This window comes from Roseibium sp. (assembly GCF_965276855.1).
In the GTDB taxonomy this organism is placed as follows: Bacteria; Pseudomonadota; Alphaproteobacteria; order Rhizobiales; family Stappiaceae; genus Roseibium.
Window position 1 is genome coordinate 2,102,501 of sequence record NZ_OZ255700.1, and the last position, 19,001, is coordinate 2,121,501.

Annotated in this window: 17 protein-coding genes (1 of these 17 cut by a window edge); 5 read left to right on the forward strand and 12 right to left on the reverse strand. The window is 56.6% G+C overall.

Features of this window, described 5'->3' with window-relative positions; all coding sequences use genetic code 11:
* The 5 genes from ACQY4Z_RS09620 to ACQY4Z_RS09640 form a co-directional block, all read right to left on the reverse strand.
* On the reverse strand, positions 1-33 hold the 5' end (the start) of the coding sequence (locus tag ACQY4Z_RS09620; RefSeq protein ID WP_428528744.1) for a dihydroneopterin aldolase. The gene continues 384 nt to the left of window position 1, outside the view; the window shows 33 of its 417 coding nt (coding positions 1-33); the start codon lies at positions 31-33; the stop codon falls past the left edge of the window.
* A gap of 93 nt (positions 34-126) precedes the next feature.
* Entirely contained in the window at positions 127-1,299 is a 1,173-nt protein-coding gene (gene uxuA / locus ACQY4Z_RS09625; protein ID WP_428528746.1) for a mannonate dehydratase, read from the reverse strand.
* A gap of 81 nt (positions 1,300-1,380) precedes the next feature.
* Complete coding sequence (locus tag ACQY4Z_RS09630) at positions 1,381-2,121, reverse strand: FCD domain-containing protein (RefSeq protein ID WP_306150380.1); 741 nt, start codon at positions 2,119-2,121, stop codon at positions 1,381-1,383.
* Complete coding sequence (locus ACQY4Z_RS09635) at positions 2,118-3,941, reverse strand: glycoside hydrolase family 2 protein (RefSeq protein WP_428528748.1); 1,824 nt, start codon at positions 3,939-3,941, stop codon at positions 2,118-2,120. The genes ACQY4Z_RS09630 and ACQY4Z_RS09635 overlap by 4 nt, the downstream gene beginning before the upstream one ends.
* Before the next feature lie 21 nt (positions 3,942-3,962).
* Positions 3,963-4,946 carry a TRAP transporter substrate-binding protein gene (locus ACQY4Z_RS09640; RefSeq protein ID WP_209181504.1) on the reverse strand — a complete coding sequence of 328 codons (984 nt, stop codon included), beginning with the start codon at positions 4,944-4,946 and terminating at the stop codon, positions 3,963-3,965.
* Between the two features lie 237 nt (positions 4,947-5,183).
* Here ACQY4Z_RS09640 and ACQY4Z_RS09645 point away from each other — a divergent pair, with 237 nt between their 5' ends.
* The 5 genes from ACQY4Z_RS09645 to uxaC are packed head-to-tail and all read left to right on the forward strand — an operon-like array spanning position 5,184 to position 12,283.
* Positions 5,184-5,708, forward strand: a complete 525-nt coding sequence (locus tag ACQY4Z_RS09645; RefSeq protein ID WP_428528751.1) for a TRAP transporter small permease — start codon at positions 5,184-5,186, stop codon at positions 5,706-5,708.
* A gap of 18 nt (positions 5,709-5,726) precedes the next feature.
* Positions 5,727-7,028 (forward strand): TRAP transporter large permease, encoded by a 1,302-nt coding sequence (locus ACQY4Z_RS09650; RefSeq protein WP_133945654.1) that lies wholly within the window; start codon positions 5,727-5,729, stop codon positions 7,026-7,028.
* Between the two features lie 8 nt (positions 7,029-7,036).
* The gene (locus tag ACQY4Z_RS09655; protein WP_428528753.1) at positions 7,037-9,415 is read left to right on the forward strand and encodes a TIM-barrel domain-containing protein; all 2,379 of its coding nucleotides are present in this window, start codon (positions 7,037-7,039) and stop codon (positions 9,413-9,415) included.
* Between the two features lie 11 nt (positions 9,416-9,426).
* Positions 9,427-10,854 (forward strand): mannitol dehydrogenase family protein, encoded by a 1,428-nt coding sequence (locus ACQY4Z_RS09660; protein ID WP_428528755.1) that lies wholly within the window; start codon positions 9,427-9,429, stop codon positions 10,852-10,854.
* A gap of 16 nt (positions 10,855-10,870) precedes the next feature.
* Entirely contained in the window at positions 10,871-12,283 is a 1,413-nt protein-coding gene (uxaC, locus tag ACQY4Z_RS09665; RefSeq protein WP_428528757.1) for a glucuronate isomerase, read from the forward strand.
* A 5-nt stretch (positions 12,284-12,288) separates the two neighbouring features.
* Here uxaC and ACQY4Z_RS09670 read toward each other — a convergent pair whose 3' ends face one another.
* The 7 genes from ACQY4Z_RS09670 to ACQY4Z_RS09700 form a co-directional block, all read right to left on the reverse strand.
* Complete coding sequence (locus ACQY4Z_RS09670; RefSeq protein WP_428528759.1) at positions 12,289-12,684, reverse strand: RidA family protein; 396 nt, start codon at positions 12,682-12,684, stop codon at positions 12,289-12,291.
* 43 nt (positions 12,685-12,727) lie between these two features.
* Positions 12,728-13,417 (reverse strand): ABC transporter ATP-binding protein, encoded by a 690-nt coding sequence (locus ACQY4Z_RS09675; protein ID WP_428528761.1) that lies wholly within the window; start codon positions 13,415-13,417, stop codon positions 12,728-12,730.
* The gene (locus ACQY4Z_RS09680) at positions 13,414-14,163 is read right to left on the reverse strand and encodes an ABC transporter ATP-binding protein (protein WP_428528763.1); all 750 of its coding nucleotides are present in this window, start codon (positions 14,161-14,163) and stop codon (positions 13,414-13,416) included. The genes ACQY4Z_RS09675 and ACQY4Z_RS09680 overlap by 4 nt, the downstream gene beginning before the upstream one ends.
* Complete coding sequence (locus ACQY4Z_RS09685) at positions 14,156-15,139, reverse strand: branched-chain amino acid ABC transporter permease (protein WP_209176695.1); 984 nt, start codon at positions 15,137-15,139, stop codon at positions 14,156-14,158. The genes ACQY4Z_RS09680 and ACQY4Z_RS09685 overlap by 8 nt, the downstream gene beginning before the upstream one ends.
* Positions 15,136-16,056: a branched-chain amino acid ABC transporter permease gene (locus ACQY4Z_RS09690; RefSeq protein WP_209176694.1), complete on the reverse strand. Its 921-nt coding sequence runs from the start codon at positions 16,054-16,056 to the stop codon at positions 15,136-15,138. Before ACQY4Z_RS09690 ends, ACQY4Z_RS09685 begins: the two co-directional genes overlap by 4 nt.
* 53 nt (positions 16,057-16,109) lie before the next feature.
* On the reverse strand, positions 16,110-17,246 hold the full coding sequence (locus tag ACQY4Z_RS09695; RefSeq protein WP_428528766.1) for an ABC transporter substrate-binding protein: 1,137 nt from the start codon (positions 17,244-17,246) through the stop codon (positions 16,110-16,112).
* 133 nt (positions 17,247-17,379) lie between these two features.
* The gene (locus ACQY4Z_RS09700; RefSeq protein WP_428528768.1) at positions 17,380-18,999 is read right to left on the reverse strand and encodes an AMP-binding protein; all 1,620 of its coding nucleotides are present in this window, start codon (positions 18,997-18,999) and stop codon (positions 17,380-17,382) included.
* Between the last annotated feature and the right edge of the window lie 2 nt (positions 19,000-19,001).

Genomic DNA, 19,001 nt, shown 5'->3' on the forward strand with positions numbered 1-19,001 from the left:
GGTCTCGTGATCCGTCTGTGCAGATATGTCCATTGTGCCCTGTTCCTGCTTGCATGCTCGAGACAGGGATGGCGTTTTTAAGCCCCATCGGTCAAGCCGCACTTTCTTGCGAGTTTTCAGAGCGGGTTAACTAGGGGAAGCCTCATAGACATCAACAGTGCGCATGACACCGCGCAATTCTGCAAGTCCGCGCAGACGCCCGATGGCCGGGTATCCAGGTGTCGATGTCTCTTTCAAATCTGAAAGCATACGATGGCCATGGTCGGGACGCATGGGAATGGCCTTACCCCATTTGCGCTCAAGCGTCCGCAATGCCCGTACGATTGCGACCATGTCGACGTCGCCCGCCAGATGGGCATCTTCATGAAAACTGCGCGGATCCGCTTCGCGTTTTGTGGCCCGCAGATGTGCGAAATGGATCCTGTCGTCCAGGGCGCCAATAATCGCCGGAAGATCATTGTCCGGATGAACGCCGAGAGAGCCAGAGCAGACCGTGAACCCATTGGCTTGAGATGTGTTCAGGCTCTTGATCCGGATGAGATCCTCGAGGGTACCGACGATTCGCGGCAAGCCGAAAAGCGACCGCGGCGGATCATCTGGATGAATGGCAAGCTTCACCCCTTCTTCCTCCGCCACTGGCACAACAATCTCCAGAAAGTTCGCGAGGTTCTGGAAGAGGCTCGCCCTGTCAATTGTTTTGTAGGCTGCCAGATGCTCCCGGAATGTGTCGAGCGTGTAACTTTCTTCAGATCCCGGCAATCCCGCAATGATGGTTCGAACCAGGCGGTCCTTGTCTTCGTCGGTCCGCTGATCAAGCCACGCTTCAGCAGCTGCAACATCGTTCTGACTGTAGTCGGCTTCAGCGCCCTCGCGTTTGAGGATAAAGAGATCAAATGCCGCGTAGGCAACGAATTCGAACCGCAGGGCCGTCGCCCCATCCGGCAATTCATAATCGAGATCCGTCCGGGTCCAGTCGAGCACCGGCATAAAGTTGTAGCAGATGGTGCGGATGTTCTCACGAGCCAGTGCCCGAACCGTTTCAGCCCAGTTTTCCGCCCAACGCTCCCAACCCGATGCCCCGGTCTTGATGTCCTCGTGGATCGGGATGCTTTCACACACTTCCCAAGTAAGACCCGCTGCCTCAATCATGCGACGGCGTTTTGCGATTTCTTCTTCCGGCCAATAGGTGCCGTTTGGAATTTGATGAAGCGCTGTGACGATACCGGTGGCGCCGGTCTGACGAACATCGCGCAGGGAAATGGGGTCATCCGGACCAAACCAGCGCCAGCATTCGATCATCGCATCTGTCTTTCTTTTTGTTTCATGCCGCCGAACACCCCCCAGTGCCTCCCGTGAACCAGAATAAACTATCCAGCCACGCTAATTCGAGACAGCCGCGGGCTTGTAAAGATACCCGTCAAATTCAGGATCTCCCACATCTGAGAGCTCCAGCAGCGTCAACCGCACATTCTCAAGGTGTTGCCACATGGCTTTACGCGCAGCGTCCGAATTGCGGTGCCGCAGGGCCTCAAGAATTTCAGCGTGATCATCAAGCCACTTGGCGCGGTAACTGAGATCAAATATCCGATCATGCAAGCGGGCCCACATCGGGCTGTTCTCGCGCTTGCTCCAAAGCTCCTCCACCTGTGCCACAAGGACACTGTTTTGGGTGGCTTCAGCAATCTGAAGATGGAATTGCCGATCAGCCAAATAGTCTTCTTCGCCGTTTGCGATAGCTTTCCGCTCCAGTTCAAGCGTGTCCCGCAGCTGAACGATGTCGCTCTTGGTGATCGTGCTCGCTGCAAATCCGGCAATGCTGCTTTCCAAAAGCTGGCGGGCCTGCAAGAGTTCAAAAGGACCAAAATCAGGTTTCGGATTGCTCAGAAAGAGCTTCTCGCCGGTGGCAACATAACTCCCGGACCCTTTGCGCACGTCAAGATAGCCCTCAATTTCCAGCATAATGAAGGCTTCACGAACCAAAGACCGGCTGATGCCAAGTTCCTCGGAAATCTGACGCTCTGTCGGAAACTTGTCGCCTGGCTTGTAACCGTCATGGGCGATCCGCCGCGCAAGGATCTGCGCGATTTCCTGATACCGGCGTTTGTGAGTGTCGCTGGTCATGATGCTTTCCTTGCATCCTCCTGACCGGCCGCGATCTGATGATAGTACTCGGCCAGGATATGAAATGCCTTCTTCTTGGTCTTCTTATCGGCGGCGATCAGGCCTTTATGATTGTAGCCATTTTGAAAGATGTTCTGACGCCGTTCCACGCGGAAATCATACAGGATCCACGGCGACATGCCTTTGACATACGCAAGGCGCCGCAGGGTGGCAATCTGTTTGGTGTAGACTTCCGCCATGTAGTCTTCGCTAAAAAGTCCTGTTTTCGGTCCATTGTCGCCAATAACACCATCAGCCCCGGTCTCGGAGATGACCACCGGGCGATCCGGATCAGAGTTCTCGCCGATTGCCGCCAAATCCTCGAAGTCTTCCTCGTACCAGCCGTAGTACTCGTTGAGACCGATGACATCGATGTGCTGCGCAAGACGGTCTTCAACCCGGTTCCGGGCATGATTGACGAGACAGGCTGCAGACGTCAGCCGTGTCGGGTCGAGCCGTTTCGCTGTCTCAGCGAGGTTCTTCATGAAGTCCAGACGTGCATCTGTGTCCGGGTTTTCATTGCCGACCGACCAAATGACAACGCTCGCCCGGTTACGGTCACGCTTGATCAATTCGCTCAATTGGTTTTCCGCATCCCGGTAGGTTGCCGGGTTTTCAAAATCGATCGCCCAATAGACCGGAATTTCCTCCCAAAGGAGAAAACCAAGTTCGTCGGCCAATTGCGCGGCCAACTCATGGTGCGGGTAGTGCGCAAGGCGCAAGTAGTTGCAACCGAGTTCGCGGGCGTGATCAAACCGGGCACGCAGATCGGCTTCGGTTGTCACCTTGCCCAGCGCAGCATCATCTTCATGCACGGAAATCCCGCGCAGGAACAAGGGTTCACCGTTCAAAACAATGTCGGTCCCGCGGCGTTCGATTTGACGGAAACCAATGCGATCACGGATCTTGTCACCGCCATAAACAACTTCCGCGTCATAAAGTACCGGTGTGTCCGGGCTCCACAATTGAGGGTTTGCTTCAAACTCAATCTTGCCGTTACTGGATGAATCGAGCGGTATTTCCAACTCCAAGCCAAGGCCCGGAATTGAAAGGCGCGCCGCTTCGCCGCTCGGGGGGCCATCAATGGTCACCTCGGCACAGAGTTTTTCGTAGCTTCCATCCGGCACCAGATAGAGAAAGAAATCCTTGATCAGGCTTTTTGGCGTCTGGAACAGACTGACTTCTCGGTAAATTCCACCGTAGTTGAACCAGTCCGTATTGCGCATTGGAACCCGGTCACGGGTACGGGTGTTGTTGACGCAAGCCATAATCCAGTTCCGGCCGGTTTTTAGCTTGCCGGTGAGTTCAACACAGAACGGGGTCGAGGCACCGTAATGGTTGCCTATGAACTCGCCGTTCAGAAAGATTTTACAGTCGTAAGCCGCCGCACCAAAGCGAAGAAACGTTCGCTTGGTCTCATCGACAACATCAATGTCCAGGGGGCGGGTGTACCAGGCACTGCCTTCGAAAAAATACCATTTTTCCTTCAGCATGGCCCAGTTGGACGGGACAGGAACGGTTTCCCCCATGTAGGGATCGTAGTCCCACGGTTCTGATCTGTTTTCCGGGGCTTCCGGCAGCATGGAAAACCACTTCTGCCGGAGGCCGGTGTCGAGGAGGTCGACGCAAAAGGTCCAATCTCCATCCAGACTTTCCGATGCCCGACCGCCCATGAAGATCAGGCCGTCATGGTTTAAAGACTGGGTGTTATACGGAACATCATAGTCTTCATCATGCAGTGCTTGCAGCGCATTGTCGGCCAAATGGGAACGTTCGAGCATCGGTCAGGTCCTGACTGCAAATTATTGAGGCGCGATCGCCTTGATGCGCTTGATGAGATCCGCAACTTTTTCAGACTTGGCAGCGGCTTCTTCATGCATCGGCAAGACAGCTTCGATGAACGGGCCCTTGTCGACTTCGATGAATTTCACACCAAGTTCGTTCTTCGCGGTTTCGATGCCTTCAGCGACCATGGCATCCCACTGCTCGCGGTGGAAATCCATGGACTCACGCGCTGCTTTGGTCAGTGCATCCTTGTGATCGTCGCTGAGTTCATTCCAGGACTTGGTGGAGATCATCACAACAGACGGGATCATGGTGTGACCGTCGTTTGAGTAGACCTTGCTTACTTCGCCGTGGCGGGCAGACGTCAATGCCAACGGGTTGTTCTCGGCGCCATCAACAACACCCTGCTGAAGTGCGCTGTAAAGTTCACCCCAAGCAATCGGGGTTGGGTTGCCACCAAGCAGTTCGACCATGCGGATCGCGGACGGGCTCGGCTGGACACGGATCTTCATACCCTGCAGGTCTGCCGGAGAATTGATTTCCTTGTTGGCGTAGAACGACCGGGCACCTTCAACATAGTAAGCAACGCCAATGAAGCCCTTGTCCTCTGAAGCCTTGAGGATATCGGCGCCAATGTCGCCTGACAGAACATCATAATAGTGATCATCGTTGACGAAGATGTAAGGCAGGTTCAAAGCGCCATAGGACTCTTCAAAGGCTTCCAGCTCCGAAGCATTGGAGCGGGCCATATCGAGCGCGCCGTTTTGCATCAGTTCCATGGATTCACGCTGCGTTCCAAGCTGCGCGTTTGCATAGATGCGGATTTTAAGATCACCGTTGGTCAACTCCTCCAAGCGATCCGCCATGAATTCCATGGACTTGTGCAGCGGATGGTCTTCCGGGTTGTTGTGATTTAGGCGTAGCGTCTTGGCGTTGGCAGCTGAGCCGAACGCGACGGCGCCCGCGGCCAAGAGAGCCGCAACCTTGATGAACTTCGACATGACTTCCTCCCAGGTGAGGGCTGGACCCGGCTCAGCTCCCTCATGGAACGTTCCGGTATACCCATTTCACGGCTTCAGGCGCCGTTGAGGTCGAATTGTTCGTCCAATTTCGAAAATCAGTCAACCTTTTTTGCAAAATTGGTTGACCAATTTTATTTCCTGGCGCAAATGTAAGGGTGCCAAGCGTGTAGGTGTCCAACTCGCCATGCACGCGATCGACAGGCTGGGAGGATCATCGTGACCGCTTTAACCCGAGGGGTGGATTTCGTTCTGCGCCTCGTCATCACATCGGCTTTCGCCGTCCTGGTTGTCTGTGTCGTTTGGCAGGTCTTCTCGCGATACGTTCTGGAAAGCCCGAGCACCGTGACCGACGAAATGGCACGGTTCCTGTTCATTTGGGTCGCCTTGCTGGGCGGCGCTTACACTCTGGGCCAACGGCGGCATCTGGCAATTGACCTTCTGCCCGTTGTAACGACTGGCAAAGCCAGATTCGCCGTCAACGCAGGCATCATCGGCGCAATTGCTCTTTTTGCTGGCCTTATCATGATTTACGGCGGCCTCGGATTGGTCAGCCGTACGCTTGAAACCGGTCAGGTTTCGCCAGCGCTCCGCATCCCGATGGGGTTCATCTACGTTGCAATCCCGTTTTCCGGATTTTGCATTCTTTATTACTGCCTGACGTTCCTAGCCGACCTCGTGCGCGATGGCCGCGGCCCCAACGAACAACTTGAACCGCCGGCCCCCGGCGGACCGCTGACCTAGGCCCTGAGGAGCTCATAAATGGATATCCAAGCCGTCGCGGTCCTGTTCGGGACCTTTGTGCTGCTCATGGTTTTGGGCGTTCCGATCGCCTTTTCTATCGGTCTTGCCGCCTTTGCGACTTTTCTCCTGTTCATGTCCTTCGACCAGTCGGTTTACATCGTCGCCCAGCAGGTGGCCTCGGGACTGGACAGCTTCACACTGCTCGCCATCCCGTTCTTTATTCTCGCCGGCAACATCATGAACCGGGGCGGCATTGCCCTGCGGCTAATCGAGTTTGCCAAGGTTCTGGGCGGGCGTTTGCCCGGCTCACTGGCGCACTGCAATGTTCTCGCCAACATGATGTTTGGGTCGATCTCCGGGTCGGCCGTGGCCTCCGCTGCAGCTGTTGGGGGCGTCATGTCGCCTTTGCAGAAAAAGGAAGGCTATGACCCGGCTTACAGCGCGGCTGTCAACATCGCCTCCTGCCCGACAGGCTTGCTTATTCCACCCAGCGCAACCTTCATTGTCTATTCATTGATCACCAACGGGACCTCGATCGCGGCACTGTTCGTGGCCGGTTATGTCCCGGGGATCCTAATGGGTCTCTGCCTCATGCTGGTTGCGGGCATCATTGCAAAGCGCCGCGGATATCCAATCGCGCCGCGGCCCAGCACCCGCGAAGTCATCGACAAAACCCTTGGCGCGGTCCTGCCGCTCGGTCTGATCGTCATCGTGATGGGCGGGATCATCGGCGGGATTTTCACTGCGACCGAAGCCTCAGCTGTTGCTGTCGTTTACACGCTCTTTCTGGCTGTCATCTGGTACCGCGAAATCACCTGGCGCCAGCTGCCCAGCATCATTCTGGAAAGCGCAGTTACCACATCTATCGTTCTTTTGATGATCGGCTGCTCCATAGCCATGTCGAAGGCCATGGCCTTTGCCGACATCCCATATGCAATCTCCGACATCCTTCTCGGGCTGTCAGACAATCCGCTCGTTCTTTTGTTGATCATCAACATCGCGTTGCTGATTGTCGGCACCTTCATGGATATGACCCCTGCCCTGCTGATCTTCACGCCGATCTTCCTGCCGGTTGTCACAGATCTTGGCATGGATCCGGTGCATTTCGGCGTCATGATGACCTTCAACCTGTGCATCGGGATCTGTACGCCACCGGTCGGGTCGGCTCTGTTTGTCGGGTGTTCCGTTGGCGGGGTCAAAATCGGGGATGTGATCAAGCCGATGCTTCCGTTTTACGCGGTGTTGGTCGGCCTGCTGCTGGTCGTCACCTACATCCCGCAAATCAGCCTGTTCCTGCCTCAATTGCTGCTCGGGTACTGAGTTCAGATATGAAAGCACTCAAACACTGGACACTGGCCGAGCAGACAGAAACTGGCATCGCGCTCCTCGTCGAAGACCGGCATGCGCTCGTGATCCGGGTTCTAGAACACGCCCTCATCCGGGTCTCGCTGCTCAGAGACGGGATTCACCGGCTGGACCGGACCTGGGCGATCGCCCCGAAGGACGATGTTCCCTGGGAAGGCCGATCTCGCGATGATCTCAGTGGATTCACCTGTCCGGAGTTCTCGCTCACACAGGACGACACCCAGCTGCAACTCACGACAGACTGTCTGCGTCTGACCGTCGAAACACCATTGGCTCTCGTCTGGGAGAGCCGGGAAACGCCAAACGCAGAATGGCAGGAAATTGCGCGAGACCGCCCGCAAGACGCCTACATGATAGGCCGCCGCGATCACCGCAAATGTCACTTCATGCGCAGGTTTGATGGCGAACGCTATTACGGCCTGGGTGAGAAAACCGGCTCCCTGGAAAGATCCCGGCGCCGCTTCGAGATGCGAAATCTCGATGCGATGGGATATGACGCCCGAACAACCGACCCGCTCTACAAGCACATCCCGTTCACAATCACGGACCGCGGCCCGCTCGGCGCCTATGGGCTTTACTACGACACGCTCGCCCATTGCTGGTTCGATCTTGGGAATGAGAAGGACAACTATCATCCTGCCTTCCGCGCATTCCGCGCTTCTGATGGTGAACTCGATTACTATTTTTCGTGGGCTCCAACGGTGCTTGAGATCGTTAAGCGCCACCACTGGCTCACCGGAGGCACTGCCTTCATGCCACGCTGGGGCTTGGGCTATTCCGGCTCTACGATGGCGTATACGGATTCTGAAAACGCCCAGGAACGTTTGGAAGGGTTTTTGGCAAAACTCGCCGAAGAAGACATGCCGTGCGACAGTTTTCAAATGTCCTCCGGCTACACCGCCATCAAGGAAAAGCGGTATGTCTTTCACTGGAACACGGATCGCTTTCCGAATGTTCGAGCCTTCACCAAAGCTTATGCCGACGCGGACATCAATCTGATCGCAAATATCAAGCCGGTACTTCTGGAAGACCATCCCCTTTTCCCGGAAGCCGAAAAGGCCGGTCTTTTCATCAAGAACAGCGAGACCGGCGCTCCAGAGCAATCGCCATTTTGGGACGGAACCGGGTCGCATCTCGATTTCACCAATCCAGCAGCCATTGCCTGGTGGCAGAAAAATCTGAAAGAAAAGCTGTTCGACAAAGGCATTTCCAGTACCTGGAACGACAACAACGAATATGAAGTCTGGGATGACGAGGCCATTTGCACCGGGTTTGGCAAAGAAATCCCCGTTGGACTAATACGCCCGTTGCACAGCCAGCTGATGACCCGCGCATCCTACGATGCGCAGGTTGCGGATCAGCCGGCAAAGCGCCCCTATCTGATTTCCCGTTGCGCCGCACCGGGCACACAGCGCTATGCCCAAACCTGGACCGGCGACAATTACACCAGCTGGGACACGCTCCGTTGGAACATTCCGATGGGCCTCGGGCTCAGCCTGTCGGGCTTTTACAACATCGGGCATGATGTTGGCGGTTTTGCCGGTCCGAAGCCGGAACCGGAGCTGTTTCTCCGCTGGGTGCAGAACGGCATCTTCCATCCACGCTTCACGATCCACTCCTGGAATGACGACGGCACTGCCAATGAAGCCTGGATGTATCCGGAGATCACCCCGCTGATCCGCAAGGCTCTCAAGTTTCGGGCCCAGCTGATTCCGTACCTCTACACACTTATATGCCGGGCCGTTACAGACGGCGAACCGATGTTGCGCCCCCTGTGGCTGGATTTTCCGGAAGACCAGCTGGCGCAAGCCTCCGAGTTCGAATTCCTTCTTGGGACCGATCTGCTCGTCGCAACAGTCATTGAAAAAGGCGCGAAGAGCCGCTCGGTTCCCCTGCCCGCCTGTCCGGAAGGTTGGTGGGACTTTGCAGGAACAACCTGGTATCCGGGCGGGCAGATGCTGGACGTGCCAGCCACTCAAGACACTATTCCGCTTTTCGTCCGTGGCGGCACGGTGTTACCGATGGCCGGTCCGAATGCGCGCAGCACGGCACAGACTGACAAGACACGAACGTGGCGCATATACCCGCAGAACCCAGGTGCCCCGGCGCGCGAGAGCTGTGCTTATGATGATGACGGTGTCTCTACCAATGCTCTTGTCTCAGACCATTGTCTGACACGTATGACCCTGTCACGAGACAGCACAACGGTTATGCTGAACTGGCATATGAGTGGCACTTACAAGCCAGCCTATGATCAAGTCGACCTCTGGCTTGCCGGGTCTTCTCCGCTGGTTGTCAACGGAGCTCCGACCAGCACGGAGACACCCCTTTTCTTTGTTTGAGCCTTTAAATTATGTCCGTAAACCTCTCCCTCCCCGACTATGATCGCAGCTTCCTTAAAACCCGCGTTTTTCATATCGGGTTTGGCGCCTTTGCCAAGGCGCATACTGCGATCTTTCAAGACGAGTTATTGCGCCAAAACAAAAGCGACTGGGGCATGGCGGTTGCCCGATTGAACTCGGGTGCAGACGAACTCTCCGCGCTTGATAAGGCGGACGGTTTGTTCACGGTCGGCGAAATGTCTGACGATACCCTTGCGCTCAGGCAAGTCGGCGCCGTGATCAAGACATTGCATCCCCATCGCGATGGTATCGGCGCACTGATTGCCCAGATCTGCGATCCGGATCTACGCGTGATCACTTTGACGATCACGGAAAAGGGCTACGGCCTCACCCGCGGGCACCTCGATCTTGAAAACGCTGGCATCGCGGTAGACCTCAAACAGCCAACCGATCCAAAGACGGCCATCGGCCTTTTGGTCGAGGGCTTGCGCCTGAGAAGCCAACAGGAGCTGCCCGGGCTTACAATTCTGTCCTGCGACAATCTCCCGTCAAACGGTAAACTCTGCAGAACGGCCGTTCTTGAGTTTGCCGAAAAACGGGATCCCGAGCTGAAAGACTGGATCTGTCAAAACTGCCGATTTCCCAGTTCCATGGTCGACCGTATTACCCCGGCCATGACCGAGTCGTCTTTTGAAAAACTGGCTGGTGCGCTCGGCGCGCCCGACCCCAACGGCATCCTGTGTGAACCGTTCAAACAGTGGGTGATTGAAGACAGTTTCGCCAGAGAAACACCAAATTGGGATCTGGCAGGGGCAAGTTTCGTCCCCGACGTCGAACCCTATGAAGAGATCAAGCTGCGCATGCTGAACGGCAGCCACTCGTTCCTGGCGTATCTTGGCGCTCTTGCCGGCAAGGAGACGATTGCCGATTGCATGGCTGATCCTGTCTTCAAAACCGCGGTCCGAAACCTCATGATGGGCGAACAAGCCCCAACATTGTCCGTTCCAGGTGGCTTCGATATCTCTGCTTACGGCGACGAACTGATCGCGCGTTTTTCCAATCAGGCCCTTCGCCACAAAACCACGCAAATTGCATCGGACGGCAGCCAGAAACTGCCGCAACGGCTTTTGGCGCCAATCAGACGTCATATGGAAGCAGACCGCCCCTGGCAGCTGTCTGCGTTGGCCGTCGCCGGCTGGATGCGGTACTGCCGGGGCACTTCAGAGACCGGCGCAAACCTGCCCGTCAACGACCCGCACGCCGGCCGCATCAAGGAACTTGTCGCGGGATCAGACGATGAGGATTATGTGCTGAACATGATGTTGCTGGCCGGTATTTTTGGGTCTGACCTTCCTGCCGAGCCAGAATTTGTAAAGCAGGTAACACACGCCTACAAGAAACTGAAACAAGACGGCGCGCGCGCAGCACTGGCAGCGTAGCTCCAAGGACCTTTTCATGACTGAACCCTTTCTCGGCCCGGACTATCTGCTTGATACCGCGGCCAGCCGTCGCCTCTACCATGACGTTGCCAAGCATCTTCCGATCGTCGACTTTCACAATCATCTGGATCCGGCAGCCATTGCGGAAAATAAATCCTGGCGGTCGATTGGAGAAATCTGGTTGGAGGGCGATCACTACAAGTGGCGCGCCATGCGTTGGAACGGGGTGCCCGAAGAGCTCGTGACAGGTACTGCGGACTATCGGGACAAATTCGATGCTTTCGCGCAAACCATCCCGCATTGCCTGGGCAATCCCCTCTATCACTGGACCCATCTGGAACTGCAGCGCTACTTTCAATGGGATGGCATTTTCGGGCCCGACACCGCGGATGAAGTCTGGGAGCTCGCCAATGCTGCCTTGGAGCAGCCAAGCCATAGTGCCCGGGGCCTATTGACCTCCATGAAGGTCGAATATGTGGGCACGACAGACGATCCGACAGACGACCTTGCCTCCCATGCCGCTCTACAATCCGATCCGAATTTTCCGTTTCCAGTGGCCCCGAGTTTCCGGCCAGACAAGGCGCTCGTTCCCACTGCGCCAGGATTTGCCGCTTATTGCCGCAAACTGGGTGAGACCAGCGGCATTGCAGTCGACAGTTTCGACACGTTGATTGCGGCTCTGCTCAACCGGCTCGACTTTTTTGTGTCTCTTGGCTGCAAGGCGGCGGATCACGGTCTCAACGATTTGCCGGCCTTTGAAAAACGCCCTCCCCGGGAACTCGATATCATCCTGCGGAGCGGGCAAAACGGCTGGCCCATGTCGGCACAAGATGCGGCCGACTTCAAAGCGGCGGTGCTGATTGAACTGGGTGAAGCTTATGCCGAGCGCGGCATCGTCATGCAGTACCACATCGGTGTATTGCGCAATCAGAACAGCCGTCTGTTCAGGGCTCTAGGACCTGATGTTGGAGGCGATTGCATGTCAGATGCCGGGATCGGTACGTCGCTCAATTCCGTGCTCGACCTGATCAATTCCCGAAAAGGCCTTCCGCGCACCATCCTTTATGCGCTCAACCCGATTCACAACGAGATGCTGGTGACGATTGCCGGTAACTTCCAGGATGGGTCTGAGCCGGGGAAAATCCAGGCAGGGCCAGGCTGGTGGTACAACGATCAGCTGGACGGGATGGAACGGCAACTCACGCAGGTCGCCCAGATGGGCCTACTCTCACGTTTTATCGGCATGCTGACCGATTCCCGGTCTTTCCTGTCGTTCCCACGGCACGAGTATTATCGTCGGCTGGTATGCCGGATGGTCGGCCGATGGGTCGAGGATGGATCTATTCCCGCGCATAATGAGCTGAGCGACGGCCTTATCCGCCGCATCTGCTACGAAAATGCCCGGGACTGGTTCTTGCCCGGAAGTTAGGCCCTTCACTCAATCTCAGCTGTCGCCTCGATCTCGACCAAGGCTTCGTCTTCGATCAGACCGGCGACCACGACCATCGACATTGCCGGAAAATGACGTCCCATGACCTTCCGGTAGGTCGCGCCAATTTCGCGCTGACGGGCGAGGTATTCCTTCTTGTCGGTCACAAACCAGGTCAAACGGACGATATCTTCGGCCTTACCGCCAGCTGCAAGAACAACATCAAGAATGTTCCTGAGTGCCTGTTCCATCTGACCAATGAAATCATGGGTTTCAAAAACCTGCTCGGCATTCCAGCCGATCTGACCGCCGATATGCAATACGCCCTTGCGGCTTAAGACACCGTTGGCATACCCCTTCGCCGGCGCCCAGCCGTCGGGATGAATGATTTTGTGGCTCATAATGCGTCTTTCTTATTTGCCCGGGACTTAAGAGACAAACTCCCTAGATCCCGAGATATTTTTCTCCGGTCTCCGCGTCCAAATCCGCCATCCGGCCTGACCAGACCGTTCGGCCCCGTTCCAGGATGACACCCTGATCGGCGACCTGCTGCAGCTCTTTCAAAGACTTGTCGACCAAGAGGATCGACAGTCCACTGCTGTTCTTCAGATGGCTGATGGCCGCCCAAATTTCCTGCCGAATGATCGGGGCAAGGCCTTCCGTCGCCTCATCCAGGATGACGAGGATCGGATTGGTCATCAGGGCCCGGCTGATCGCCAGCATTTGCTGTTCACCGCCAGACAGCGAGGCCGCCTTCTGGTTCCGGCGTTCAGCCAGACGCGGAAACAGCTCGGCGACCTTGGCGAAGTCCCAGGTGCCGGGACGAGCTGCAGCGGTCAGGTTCTCCTCAACCGACAGATCGGCAAAGCACCGCCGGCCCTCAGGCACCAGCCCCACACCAAGCCGCGCTACCTTGTGGCTCGGCATCCCGCCAATCACCTTGTCCTTGAACCGGATTTCTCCGCCGGACGGTAACATGCCGCAAATCGTCTTGACCGTTGTTGACTTGCCCATGCCGTTGCGGCCCATCAAGGCGACCACTTCGCCTTCGCCGATCGACAAAGACACGTCAAACAACGCCTGACTGGGACCATAACTGGCCGTGACATTGGAGAGAGTCAAAAGCGCACTCATGCTTCGTCTCCCAGATACGCATCGCGCACATCTTTGTTGGCGCGGATTTCCTCAACTGTGCCGGTTGCGATGACTTTGCCGTAGACCAGCACGCTGATCCGGTCGGCCAATGCAAAAACAGCGTCCATGTCATGTTCAACCAACAGGATCGGCGCCTGATGGCGAAGATCGCCAAGGAACTCGGTCAGCCGCTTGGAACCCTCCGTACCAAGGCCTGCCATGGGTTCATCCATCACAAAGGCTTTCGGTTTCAGTGTCAGGGCAACGGCCACTTCCAGCTGGCGTCTCTGACCGTGGCTGAGTTCTGCTGTGCGTGTCTTTGCATGATCTTGAAGACCGACGCGCTCCAATGCCTCCATGGCCGTGTCCAAAAGATCCTTGTCTTTCAGAATCGGCTTGAAAAAACGCCACGGATTTCCCTGACCACCCAGCGCACCCAGTACCGCATTCTGAAGAACTGTGTCTTCCATCGCGAGAGCCGAGATCTGGAAGGTGCGCCCAAGCCCGGCGCGGGCTCGCAGTTCCGTCGGCAGATCAGTGACATCCTCTCCCAACAGCTTGACTGTACCGGTGTCAGGCTTGAGACCGCCACAGATCTGCTTGATCAAGGTCGATTTCCCGGCCCCGTTTGGTCCGATGATCGCGTGGATTTCTCCCGCTATCAGATCAATTGAAACGTCGTCACTGGCCTTTAGCGCCCCGAAGCTCTTGGAGATGCCTTGTGTTGCGAGAATTGCCTCAGTCATGGGCCACCTCCCGGCCGAGCAGCATGCCGATGATGCCACCGCGTGCGAACAGCACGACGCCCAGCAACAGAACACCCAAATAGATGTGCCAATAGTCAGACAAGTCGCCAAGGATGTGCTCAAGCGCCACAAAGACAACCGCTCCGACAACCGGGCCATAGAGCCGGCCAAGCCCGCCAAGGATGATGAAAATGATCAACTCCCCGGACATCTGCCAGGAGAACATGGTCGGGCTGACAAACCGGTTGAGATCGGCAAAGAGAGCCCCGGCGAGACCCGTGATCGCACCGGACAACACAAACGCAACCAGACGCAAGCGCATCGGGTTCAGACCAACGGTTTCGACCCGGTCCGGCACCTGGCGCGCCGCGTTGAGCGCGAGGCCAAAAGGCGAACGTTGCAATCGTGCGGCAAAGAACATCACTGCAGCAAGGATAACAAAGCACAAGGCATAGAACTGGATCGGAACGAGCGTGTTCACGCCCGGAAAGCCATTGCGGACATAGATCGACAAGCCGTCTTCACCGCCATAGGCACTCCAGCTGATCGCGAAGAAAAAGAACATCTGTCCGAAGGCCAGCGTGATCATGATGAAGTAAACGCCGGAGGTCCTCAGTGACAGGAGGCCAATGAAATAGGCCACAACGGACGACAGAACCACGGCGACCAGCCAGATCACCGGCATGGATTTGGTGCCCTCGATAACGAACGGCCATTCCATCAATGGGGTGTAAGTCTGCGCATGATGGGCAAGGATACCCATCGCGTAGCCGCCAATCCCGAAAAAGACAGCGTGTCCAAGGCTGACAAGGCCGCCAAGACCCAGGGCGATGTGCAGACCGACCGCCGCCAGCGCAAGAATGACAGCGCGGGTGGCAAGGGTCACGGTGAACGGCTCACCGGAAAAATGCGCCCAGAGCGGAACGAGGGCCAGCGCCGCGAGCGCAGCCGAGTTGAACAGTGTTTCCCGGGTCATGCACGCGCTCCAAACAGACCGGTTGGGCGCAACACAAGGACTGCAGCCATCAGGATGTAGATGGACATTGAGGCGATCGAAGACCCGATGGAAGTGGCCGTTGCCGGGCTGAAGAAGAGTTTCATCAGCTCAGGCAGGAAGATGCCGCCGAGAGTATCTGTGAGACCGACCAGGATCGCGCCAATGAGCGCGCCCTTGATGGAGCCAATGCCGCCGATGACGATGACAACAAAAGCCAAAATCAGGACAGGCTCGCCCATGCCGACTTGAACCGACTGGATTGCTCCAACAAGCGCCCCGGCAAGACCGGCAAGCGCGGCCCCTAGCGCAAAGACGATGGTGTAGAGCTTGGCAATGTCGACACCAAGTGCTGCGATCATTTCCCGGTCGTTTTCCCCGGCCCGGATCTGGATCCCAAGGCGGGTGCGCGAAATCAGGAGGAACAAACCGGCTGCGACAAGCAATCCAACGATGATCAGCGTAAGGCGGTAAAGCGGATACTCAATACCGCCCGGAAGCGTCACCGGTCCGGACAGCGCATCGGGAATATCCAAAAAGAGCGGAAAAGAGCCGAACAGCCATCGTGTCCCTTCAGAAAAAATCAGGATCAGCGCGAAGGTCGCAAGCACTTGATCCAGGTGATCCTTCGTATAGAGCCGCCGGATGACGACAAGTTCGACAAGGGCTCCGGCTATGGCAGCCCCGGCCAGCGCCGCAATCAATCCCAGCAGGAATGATCCAGTCGCTCCAGCAACAGCTGCCGCGCAAAAGGCTCCGATCATGTAGAGCGATCCGTGGGCCAGATTGATCAGCCCCATCACCCCGAAGATTAGCGTCAGACCTGCGGCCATCAGGAACAACATGATCCCGAATTGGAGGCCGTTCAAAATCTGTTCTATCAGCAATATCAAAGACATGCAGTTCCACCCGAAAGCTGGCCCCGATCCAATGACCGAGGCCAAACATCACCTTACATGTTGCACTCGGACCAATAGGCATCTGAATGGCTGTTCAGCGCCTTGCCGATGATCTTGTTGGTGAAGACATCGCCTTCCTTGATGACTTCCCGCACGTAGATATCCTGAATCGGATGGTTGTTGGGGCCGAATTTGAATTCACCGCGCGTGCTCTTGAAATCAGCGTCTTGAAGCGCTGAACGGAAAGCCTCTCCGTCCTTCACATCGGCTTTTGCCATGGCGGACAGCAGCAGGTTGGCGGTGTCGAATCCTTGAGATGCGTAAAGCGACGGCAAACGACCGTATTCCGCTTGGAAGCTCTCGACGAATGCGTTGTTGACCGGCGTGTTGATGTCCTTGGACCACTGGCTGGTGTTGCGGACACCAAGCGCCGCATCGCCAACAGCCTGCAGGATGCCTTGGTCAAAGGAGAACGCCGGGCCAACAACCGGCAGATCAATACCGCTGCCGGCATACTGTTTCAGGAATGAAATGCCCATGCCGCCTGGAAGGAAAAAGTAGACGCTGTCTGCACCGGACGCGCGGATTTGCGCCAGTTCTGCCGCATAATCGGTTTGCCCAAGCTTGGTGTAGAGCTCGCCTGCCAAATCACCTTTGTAAAGACGCTTGTAGCCTGTAAGCGCATCTTTGCCGGCCGGATAGTTCGGCGCGAGAATGAAGCTGTTCTTGTAGCCTTCGACATTGGCGAACGCACCCGCGGCTTCATGCAGGTTGTCGTTCTGCCAAGCCACATTGAAGTAGTTCGGGTGACACCCCTTGCCGGCCAGCATGGACGGGCCAGCGTTCGGCGACAGATAGAACTTTCCCTGCGCCGTTACGGATGGGATCACCGCCATGGCAAGGTTCGACCAGATGAGACCGGTCAGAACGTCGACATTTTCGGCTTGTACAAGTTTGTCGGCAAGCTTCACAGCAACATCCGGCTTGCGCTGATCATCTTCAATGATGACTTCAATATCTTCATTGCCGGACTGCTTGACCGCCAGCATGAAGCCATCGCGAACATCGATGCCAAGACCGGCACCACCGCCGGACAAGGTGGTGATCATACCGACCTTCACCGGCTCTGCAGACGCCGCAGCAACGCCGAGGCTGAGTGCGGCAACCGCCGCAAGTAGTGTTTGTTTCATGTTGGTTCTCCTAAAGAATTTGACCTGCTGTTCCCGAGTTACGTAGCTCTGCGGCGTCTTTGACCGTCTAAAACCACGGGGCCATGTTTGATCCCCGGCGCTGCCCAAACGCCGGTTTATTCTGAGTACTGTCCTACAGCTCTTCCCGAAGCCGGAACCTTTGAACCTTCCCGGTCGCCGTTTTCGGCAATGTGTCTGTGAAAATGATGGAGCGCGGATATTTGTAAGGTGCGATGACCGCTTTCACGTGATCCTGCAACGCCTTGGTGAGATCGTCCGTTGGTTCATTGCCCTCAACAAGGACAATGTGCGCCTGAACGATGGACCCGCGATCCGCGTCCGGCACGCCGATGACGGCACACTCCAGAACCACATCATGCGCCAAAAGCGCGGCTTCCACCTCCGGTCCGGCGATGTTGTAACCGGCGGATATGATCATGTCGTCATTGCGCGCTGCAAAGTGCAAATGTCCGTCTTCGCTCATGGAGAAGCTGTCACCGGTGATGTTCCAGCCATCAACGACGTAGTTTTTCTGACGTTCATCCGCGAGATAGCGGCATCCGGTCGGACCGCGCACGGCCAACCGTCCGACTTCGCCAGGCGCGACAAGCTTTCCATCCTGACCAACGATCTTGACTTCGTAGCCCGAGACCGGTTTTCCGGTGCAGGCTGGCTTATGATCGTCAAACCGGTTGGAAACAAAAATATGCAGCATTTCGGTGGCCCCGATGCCGTCGAGCATCGGTTTCCCCGTCTTTGCCATCCAGGCGTCATAGACCGGTGCCGGAAGCGTTTCACCCGCTGAGACTGCCGCCCGCAGGGACGACAGGTCTGCGCCTTCTTCCATCGCCTGCAACATGACCCGGTAGGCTGTTGGCGCCGTAAAGCAGACCGTTGCCTTGTAGGTCTGGATGATCTCGATCATGTTTGGCGGAGAAGCGTTCTCCAAAAGCGTGGCTGCCGCGCCAAACCTCAGCGGGAAGACCGCCAGACCGCCAAGACCGAAGGTGAAGGCGAGCGGCGGAGACCCAACAAAAACATCATCCGGTGTGACGCCGAGCACTTCCTTGGCATAGCCATCCGCAATGATCAGGATGTCCCGGTGAAAATGCATTGTCGCCTTGGGCGATCCTGTGGACCCGGAAGTAAATCCTAGCAGGGCGACATCGTCCCGGCCAGTATTGACCGCGTCAAACCGGACGGATTTGGTCAGTGCAAGACGGTCGAGTTCGGCATCGTGGTTGGACGTGCCGTCAAAGCCGATGACTTTTTTGAGAAACGACGATGTCTTGGCGCAGGCGACCATCTCGTCCATCAACCGGGTATCACACAGTGCAAACTCGATTTCGGCCTTGTCGACGATCTTGGCAAGCTCCCCGGCGCGCAGCATTGGCATCGTGTTGACGACAACAGCCCCCGCCTTGGTCGCCGCCAGCCAGCAGGCCACCATCGCCGGATTGTTGGCCGAACGGATCAGAACACGGTTGCCCGGCTTCACACCCAGATCTTCCACCAGCGCATGGGCGAGGCGGTTGGTCCAGTCGGAGAGTTCCTTGTAGGTCCGGCGGCGGCCATTGCCGATCAGGGCCGTATGATCTCCAAAGCCTTTCTCGACCATTTTGTCGGTGAGTTCGACGCCGACGTTGATGTGATCGGGATAGTCAAATCCATCCAGAAGAAACTCCGGCCATTGGTCCTGAGGCGGAAGGTTGTCCCGAGCAAAGGTGTCGGTGTGAGCGGTGGGACCCAGCATTG